Annotated in this window: 8 protein-coding genes; 2 read left to right on the top strand and 6 right to left on the bottom strand. The window is 71.7% G+C overall.

Annotation, left to right across the window (positions count from 1 at the left end):
- Nucleotides 1-98 precede the first annotated feature (98 nt).
- The 3 genes from EAD89_RS29485 to EAD89_RS29495 all read right to left on the bottom strand — a co-directional run bounded on the left by EAD89_RS29485 (nucleotide 99) and on the right by EAD89_RS29495 (nucleotide 3,543).
- On the bottom strand, nucleotides 99-383 hold the full coding sequence (locus EAD89_RS29485; RefSeq protein WP_074313648.1) for a GlsB/YeaQ/YmgE family stress response membrane protein: 285 nt from the start codon (nucleotides 381-383) through the stop codon (nucleotides 99-101).
- A gap of 620 nt (nucleotides 384-1,003) precedes the next feature.
- Nucleotides 1,004-2,881: a translation elongation factor 4 gene (lepA, locus tag EAD89_RS29490; protein ID WP_121677968.1), complete on the bottom strand. Its 1,878-nt coding sequence runs from the start codon at nucleotides 2,879-2,881 to the stop codon at nucleotides 1,004-1,006.
- Nucleotides 2,882-3,006: 125 nt separating this feature from the next.
- Complete coding sequence (locus tag EAD89_RS29495) at nucleotides 3,007-3,543, bottom strand: DUF4240 domain-containing protein (protein WP_121657183.1); 537 nt, start codon at nucleotides 3,541-3,543, stop codon at nucleotides 3,007-3,009.
- A gap of 61 nt (nucleotides 3,544-3,604) precedes the next feature.
- Here EAD89_RS29495 and EAD89_RS29500 point away from each other — a divergent pair, with 61 nt between their 5' ends.
- Nucleotides 3,605-4,591, top strand: coding sequence for a phosphotransferase family protein (locus EAD89_RS29500; RefSeq protein WP_199733684.1), 987 nt, complete (start codon nucleotides 3,605-3,607; stop codon nucleotides 4,589-4,591).
- 185 nt (nucleotides 4,592-4,776) lie between these two features.
- Nucleotides 4,777-5,043: a 30S ribosomal protein S20 gene (rpsT, locus tag EAD89_RS29505; RefSeq protein WP_121657184.1), complete on the top strand. Its 267-nt coding sequence runs from the start codon at nucleotides 4,777-4,779 to the stop codon at nucleotides 5,041-5,043.
- Nucleotides 5,044-5,196: 153 nt separating this feature from the next.
- Here the strand turns inward: rpsT and EAD89_RS29510 are convergent, their stop codons facing one another.
- From EAD89_RS29510 to EAD89_RS29520, 3 genes are all read right to left on the bottom strand, one after another.
- Entirely contained in the window at nucleotides 5,197-5,634 is a 438-nt protein-coding gene (locus EAD89_RS29510) for a hypothetical protein (protein ID WP_121657185.1), read from the bottom strand.
- Complete coding sequence (holA, locus tag EAD89_RS29515) at nucleotides 5,631-6,611, bottom strand: DNA polymerase III subunit delta (protein ID WP_121657186.1); 981 nt, start codon at nucleotides 6,609-6,611, stop codon at nucleotides 5,631-5,633. The genes EAD89_RS29510 and holA overlap by 4 nt, the downstream gene beginning before the upstream one ends.
- 181 nt (nucleotides 6,612-6,792) lie before the next feature.
- On the bottom strand, nucleotides 6,793-7,280 hold a 488-nt coding region (locus EAD89_RS29520; RefSeq protein ID WP_368666382.1), incomplete at its 5' end, for a ComEC/Rec2 family competence protein.

A 7,280-nucleotide genomic window follows, 5' to 3' on the forward strand; every position in this document is an offset into this window, starting at 1 on the left:
GGGCGGGGGCGAGCCGGCCGCTGCACGTGGACGAACGCCGCAGGGCGCCCGACCAACCGGTCGGGCGCCCTGCGGAAGTGGTGCGGGTGATGCTGGTGTTATCGGGTGACGCTGCGGCGGCGACCCACGCCGGCCACCAGCGCGACCGCGATCGCGGCCACGACGACCTGCACGAGCAGCTCGCCCCAGTCGATGCCGTTGGTCTCGGTCGCGATGCCGATCGCCCGCGCCAGCACGGTGCCCAGCAGGGCCGCGCCGACACCAATCAGCATGTGCAGCCACATGGGCATGTTCTGGCGGCCCGGAACGACCAGGCGGCCCAGCGCGCCGACGATGAGACCAACAACAAGCGCAGTGATGATGCCCCACACGGTGAGCTCCACGATCGCCCTCCTTCAAAGAATGTCTGCCACACGATGTGTGTTTCCTGTCGTGACCGCTAAGTGCCCGACCCACCGAAAATCCAAACCGACTCACTTGTAGAGGCGACGGTGACCGTCAATGCGGTCCGACTGCGTCGATTGGCACGGGGGCGCATCCACACAGGTCACCGGCACTGCCGTCGGGTCACCCGCCGCCGGCACGGCTCGAAAAATTCCTTCACCCGCCGCCCAGTCGCGCCGCCGCAGGCCGCGCTCCGGCCGGTTCGGCACGCCGCCGAGGCACGGCGAGCAAGAGGGCACCGCGAGCAAGAAGGCACCGCGAGCAAGAAGGCACCGCGAGCAAGAAGGCACCGCGAGCAAGAAGGCACCGCGAGCAAGAAGGCACCGCGAGCAAGAAGGCACCACGAGCAAGAACGCACCACGAGCAAGAACGCACCACGAGCAAGAACGCACCACGAGCAAGAACGCACCACGAGCAAGAGGTCGCGGTCCGCGACACGGGGACCGCCACCGGGGTACGGCGAACGGCCGGCGCCCCGTCGAGCGTTCGGCCTTTCGCGACCGACCCGGCCGGGCACCGGCCGTCTTCGTCTGTCAGCGCCGGCGCACCGGCGTCGGTGTCACTTCTTGCCGACAGCCTTGCCGTCGCCGGAGTCGGAGGAGAGGGCGGCGATGAAGGCCTCCTGCGGAACCTCGACCCGGCCGACCATCTTCATCCGCTTCTTGCCTTCCTTCTGCTTCTCCAGCAGCTTGCGCTTACGGCTGATGTCACCGCCGTAGCACTTGGCGAGCACGTCCTTGCGGATCGCCCGGATGGTCTCGCGGGCGATGACCCGGCTGCCGATGGCCGCCTGGATCGGCACCTCGAACTGCTGGCGCGGGATCAGGGTGCGCAGCTTGGCGGCGATGGTGACGCCGTAGTTGTACGCCTTGTCCTTGTGCACGATGGCGCTGAACGCGTCCACCGGCTCGCCGTGCAGCAGGATGTCCACCTTCACCAGGTCGGACGCCTGCTCGCCGGAGGGCTCGTAGTCCAGCGAGGCGTAGCCCTTGGTCCGGCTCTTCAACTGGTCGAAGAAGTCGTAGATGATCTCTGCGAGGGGCAGTGTGTAGCGCAGCTCCACCCGGTCGGCGGAGAGGTAGTCCATGCCGAGCAGGCTGCCCCGCCGGCCCTGGCAGAGCTCCATCACCGCGCCCACGTAGTCGTTGGGCGTCAGCACGGTGGCGCGGACCACCGGCTCGTACACCTCGGCGATCTTGCCGGTGGGGTACTCGCTCGGGTTGGTCACGACGATCTCCTCGCCATCGTCCGTGATGGCCCGGTAGACGACGTTCGGCGCGGTGGAGATCAGGTCGAGGTTGTACTCGCGCTCCAGCCGCTCCCGGATGATCTCCAGGTGGAGCAGGCCGAGGAAGCCGCAGCGGAAGCCGAAGCCGAGCGCGCCGGAGGTCTCCGGCTCGTAGTCCAGCGCGGCGTCGTTGAGCTTGAGCTTGTCCAGTGCCTCGCGCAGGTTGGGGTAGTCGGACCCGTCGATCGGGTAGAGGCCGGAGTAGACCATCGGCTTCGGGTCCTTGTAGCCGCCCAGCGCCTCGGCGGCCGGCCGACTGTTGATGGTGACCGTGTCACCGACCCGGGACTGCCGGACGTCCTTCACACCGGTGATGAGATAACCGACCTCGCCGACGCCGAGCGCCTCGGCCTTCACCATCTCCGGCGAGATGACGCCGATCTCCAGCAGCTCGTGCACCGCCCCGGTGGACATCATCTTGATCCGGTCCCGGGCGCTGATCCGGCCGTCGACGACCCGGACGTAGGTGACGACGCCGCGGTAGACGTCGTACACCGAGTCGAAGATCATCGCTCGGGCGGGCGCGTCGGCGTCGCCGGTCGGCGGGATGAACTGCCGGACGATCTCGTCCAGCAGGTGCGGCACGCCCTCGCCGGTCTTGCCGGAGACCCGGATGCAGTCGGCGGGGTCGCCGCCGATGAGGTGGGCCAGCTCCTCGGCGTACTTCTCCGGCTGGGCGGCCGGCAGGTCGATCTTGTTGAGGACCGGGATGATGCGCAGGTCGTTCTCGAGCGCCAGGTAGAGGTTCGCCAAGGTCTGCGCCTCGATGCCCTGCGCGGCGTCGACCAGCAGCACGGCACCCTCGCAGGCGGCCAGCGACCGGGACACCTCGTAGGTGAAGTCGACGTGCCCCGGGGTGTCGATCATGTTGAGCACGGCGTGCTCGCCGGTCCGCTCGCCCTCGCGGATGGTCCACGGCATCCGGACGGCCTGGCTCTTGATGGTGATGCCGCGCTCGCGCTCGATGTCCATCCGGTCCAGGTACTGGGCGCGCATCTGCCGGGGGTCGACCACGCCGGTGAGCTGCAGCATCCGGTCGGCCAGGGTCGACTTCCCGTGGTCGATGTGGGCGATGATGCCGAAGTTCCGGATGCGACCGGGGTCGGTGGCACCAGGAGCATTCGCGCCGGGATCGAGCTTCGGTGGCACAGCGGTCCGTTCTGGTCGGCTGACGTGAACAGGCCGGCGCGCCGCCGACCCCCTCTATGTTCCCACGCCGCCAGGGTGCCCCCGCTGTGCGGGCGATGGATCGTCCGGCGGAGCGCCCGCGCCGGTCACTCCACCGGCGGCTCCACGAAGAGCGCGGCCAGCCGCGGCAGCCGTCGGCGGGCCTCCTCCTCGTCGTCGAAGTCCCAGAAGTCGTTGAGGTCCGGCGCGCGCACCGGGTCCCGGTCCGCGGGCAGCTCCGACGCGGTGGCCTTGCGGTACGCGTCCCAGGGCACCGTCAGCATCTGCTCGGCGGAGAACTCCTCCCCGCTGAGCGACGCGGCCCGCACCTGGGGCAGCTCGGCCAGCGAGTCCGGGTCGGCGACCGCGCGGGCGAAGACCGCCCGGCCCTGGGTCATCAGCCAGCCCCGGAAGTGCTCGAAGCCGTCCGCCGACGCCCCGCCGTTGATCAGGTACGCGGCCCCCCACAGATCCGCCTTGTGCGAGGCGGCCAGCACCCGCGTCTGGTGCCGGGCGTACCCGACGATGTCCTCCGGGTCGCGCTCGGCGAGCAGCGCCACGGCGCGCGCGGCCACCGGGCCCGGCTCTCCCCCGCCGCCGGCCCGGGCCTCGTCGATCAGCTGCCAGAAGTCCTCGGTCCTCATGGCTTGGCAGTCTGGCAGTGTCGGCGCGCGCTGTGCACGTACCCCGGGGCAGCATGGTGGGGTGTCCCCGCCGTCGCTGCCTCCGGTGCCGTACCACGCGAGCGCGCTGCGTCCGTCGTGGCCGGCGCTGCCGGCGGCGCTGCGGGCCGCGATCGCCGACCGGCTCGGCGCGCCGGTGGTCACCGCCCGGGTGGCCGGCGCGGGCTTCACCCGGGGTTTCGCCGCCGTGCTCGACACCGCCGACGGCGGCCGGGCCTTCGTGAAGGCCGCGTCCGCCGTCGAGCAACCGCGCCTGGTCGACTCGTACGCCCGGGAGGCCGCGATCCTCGACCGGCTGCCGGCCGGCCTGCCCGCGCCCCGCCCCCGGTGGACCCTGTACGAGGTCGGCTGGTTCGTGCTCTGCACCGACGCCGTCGACGGCCACACCCCGCGGCTGCCCTGGGCGCCGGCCGAGCTGGACGCCACGCTCGCCGGGTACGCCGAGGTCGCCGCCGCGCTGGCCGACCCGCCGGCCGGGCTGACCGAGCTCGGGCTGCCGCACCTGGCCGACCTGGCCCGGTCGGACATCCTCTGGTGGGAGGAGGTCGCGGCCGACCGGGAGCCGCTGCCGGCGTTGCCCGAGCCCGTGCGCGGCCGACTGCCCGAGCTGGTGGAGCTGGAGTCCCGCCTCCCCCGGTACGCCGCCGGGGCGACCGGCCTGACCCACGGTGACCTGCGGGTGGACAACGTCCTCATCGACGCGGACGGCCGGGCCTGGTTCTGCGACTGGACCTGGGTGTGTCACGGGCCGGCCTGGTTCGACCTGGCCGGTCTGCTGCTGACCGCGTACGCCGGCGGCCTGGACGCGGACCGGCTCTTCACGGCGCATCCGGTGACCGCGGGCGCGCCCCCGGACGCGCTGGACGCCACCCTGGCCGCGCTGGCCGGCTACTTCCTCACCGGCGCCGCCGCGGCCCCGGGAACGGCCTCGCCGCACCTGCCCGCGCACCAGCGGTGGAGCGGCGAGCAGGCGCTCGACTGGCTCGCCCACCGCCAGGGCTGGCGGTGACCGGCGGGAGCATCCGGGGGCGTAGTGTGATCCCCGGCGGGCCGGGATTCGGCCGCGCGGTGGTCGGGCCGTTTTGGCTCGTCCCGGGCGACCTGGTAACCTGGCTCTTCGCGCAGCGATGACGCATGTTCGTCATCCCGCGCACCTAAGCTGACCAACCCGAGCTATCAAGACGAGGCTGTCGCGTGGCGAACATCAAGTCCCAGATCAAGCGCAACCGGCAGAACGAGAAGGCCCGGCTGCGCAACAAGTCGGTCAAGTCGTCGCTGAAGACCGCCGTCCGGAAGTTCCACGAGGCTGCTGAGGCCGGTGACGTCGAGAAGGCCACCGCGCTGATGCTGGAGGCCTCGCGCAAGCTGGACAAGGCTGTCAGCAAGGGCGTGATCCACTCCAACCAAGCCGCGAACCGCAAGTCCGCGATCGCCAAGCGCGTGGGGTCGCTCTCCGCCTGACGACTCTTCCGTCAGACTGATTCGGAAAGCCCCGGACCTCGGTCCGGGGCTTCCGTGTGTCCGGAGCAGTCGCCTGCCGCTCACCCCCGCGCGATCACCGGCCTGGATCTTGGAGGAAAAGCGCCCCTGAAGGGGGCCGTTCCGCTCCAAGATCTACTGCGACTGGGTGGGTGGGCGCGTCGGGGCGTCGCTGCGCGGGGTCGGCGCGTCCACCGTGACGATGACGCCGGGCACGCTATGCGTGATCCATTCCACCCGGGCCCGCCCGACCACCGGTTCCATCTGCCGGCGGAAGCGGTCCCGTTCCTGCTCGGGCACGAGCGCGGCGGAGCGCACCACGATCGCGGCCACCATGTCGTTGAGCTTCACCATCGCCGCCACCACGGCGGGCAGCACCAGCACGGCCCACCAGGTGACCAGTTCGGCGAGGGCGAGCAGCACGGCCAGCGCGACCGTGCCCTCGAAGAAGAGGAAGCAGAGCACGCCGCCGGGGTTGACGAACCGCAGGCCGAGGAGCCGGGCGTAGAGCGGCCGGTAACGGTCCTCGTCGGCGGGGAGGGTGGCCCACGCCGTGCGGTTCGGCCCGGTCACCGGGTGCTGCCCTGCCGTGCCGCCGCGACCGAGAAGACAGCGCGTTCCAGGGCGTACGCCCGGTCGTCCGAGCCGCCCTTGACGGCCGCGTTGCACTCGGCGGCGACCTGCATGGCCCGGACCAGCCCTTCGGGCGTCCAGCCGCGCCCCTGCCGCTGCGCCCGCTCGATCTTCCAGGCCGGCATGCCGAGGCTGCTGGCGAGCTGGTACGGGTTGCCCCGCCCGGCCGACGCCACCCGGGCCACCGTGCGTACGCCGTCGGCCAGGGCGTCGGCGATGGGAACCGGGTCCACCCCGACGTGCAGGGCCCAGCGCAGCGCCTCCAGCGCGGCCGGCACGTCCCCGACCATGGTGGCGTCCGCCACGGTGAAGCCGCTCACCTCGACCCGGCCCCGGTAGTAGCGGGCGACCGTGTCGGCGCCGATCCGGCCGTCGGTGTCGGCGATCAGTTGGGAGCAGGCGGCGGCAAGCTCGCGCAGGTCGTTGCCGACCGCCGCGATCAGTGCTTCGGCGGCGTCGTCGGTGCACCTGCCGCCGGCCCGGCGGATCTCGTCGCGGACGAAGGCCAGCCGGTCGCGGTGCCCCTTGAGCTTGGCCGCCGGGATCACCGTCGCGCCCGCCGCCCGCAGCCCGTCGGCGAACGCCTTGCCCTTGGCGCCGCCCAGGTGCAGCACGAGCAGTTGGACGTCCGGGTCGGGGTTCTTCGCGTACGCCAGCAGCGCGGTGACCAGGTCCTTGCGGGCGTCCTGGCCGGAGCGCAGGATGAGCAGCCGCCGCCCGCCGAACAGCGACGGGCTGAGCATCTCGGCGATCTCGCCGACGGTGAGCGCGCTGGCCTGGTACTCGCGGACGTCCACGTCGGGGTCGACGCTGCGGACCCTCGCGACAGCTTCGGTCACCGCTCGCGTGGCGAGCAACTCCTCATCACCGAGGACGAGCAGAATGGGGGCGAGGCTGGCGGGGGTCACGCCGCCCATATTCGCACGGCCCACGCCGGGAACGTGCCTGGTCATTCGCCCCTCAGTCGGCGGAGCCCGCAGTCAGTGCAAATCCCGACATTCACCACAATCCACTGCGTAATTCTTAATACGCCCAGCATTGGTGCCGTTGATCGCGCAATTTCCACCGCGAGTCGGGCCGGCCTCCTTTCCGCTCCCCTCAGGTTCGTCGACCCGGGGGCACGCCCCGGCGGACCACCGCCAGGCCCTCCCCCGCCCGGATCGCCGCCAGATCGCCCTCGGTGTCGGTGCGCAGGACCCGGGCGCCGCCCCTGCTGAGCCGGGCGAGCAGCCCCGGATTCGGGTGCCCGTAGGTGTTGCCGGTGCCGACCGGCACCAGCGCGACGGCTGGCCGAACCGCGTCGAGGAAGCCCGGATCCTGATAGGCCGAACCATGGTGGGCGACCTTCAGCACGTCCGCGCGCAACTGCCCCGGCGCCGCCCGCGCCAGCACCGCGTGCTGTTCCTCGGTCTCCGCGTCGCCGGGCAGCAGGATCCGCACCCCGGCCACCGTGGCGAGCAGCACCAGTGAGTTGTTGTTCGGGTCGGACCTGGTCCCCGCCAGCGGGTACGGCGGACCGAGCACGAGCAGGTCGACCCGGCCGACCGTATGGCGGGCACCGGCGACGGTGGTCAACAGCGCGGCCC

The organism is Micromonospora sp. BL4, assembly GCF_003667505.1.
GTDB lineage: Bacteria > Actinomycetota > Actinomycetes > Mycobacteriales > Micromonosporaceae > Micromonospora.

What these genes read in the sequence shown, in the direction of transcription:
- EAD89_RS29495 (WP_121657183.1), bottom strand. Translation starts at nt 3,543, where the DNA reads ATGAGGACCGAGGACTTCTGGCAGCTGATCGACGAGGCCCGGGCCGGC.
- holA (WP_121657186.1), bottom strand. Translation starts at nt 6,611, where the DNA reads ATGGGCGGCGTGACCCCCGCCAGCCTCGCCCCCATTCTGCTCGTCCTC.